The following is a 291-nucleotide window of genomic DNA, read 5'->3' on the forward strand; positions in this document are numbered from 1 at the left end:
GAAATGTACCGCTACCGCCACGCGGGCGCCGGCCTGGTCGGCGAGGCCGATTTCTTCAACGGCTACGACCGCGACGCGTGCCCGCGCTGCGGCTCGCCCAAGTGCCGCTTGATCTCGGCTATGTTGGCGGGGCTTGCGGCCAAAGCGGCCACGCCCGCGCCGGGGTAGGTGATCTTCGACGTGGAGCCGAACTTCAGATAGCGATCGGGGTTGCCCGCCTCGCGGCAGGCTTCGGCGATATCGAGCACGATGTCCTGCTCGGCCGGATCGCCGGAGAAATGGTGCACGGCG

General features: G+C 68.4%; 1 pseudogene. It reads right to left on the reverse strand.

Annotation, left to right across the window (positions count from 1 at the left end):
- Window positions 1–62 precede the first annotated feature (62 nt).
- Window positions 63–291 (reverse strand): annotated as a pseudogene (locus tag NE591_RS15250) (aminotransferase); the annotation flags it as partial.

Source organism: Adlercreutzia sp. DFI.6.23 (assembly GCF_024462535.1).
GTDB lineage: Bacteria > Actinomycetota > Coriobacteriia > Coriobacteriales > Eggerthellaceae > Adlercreutzia > Adlercreutzia rubneri.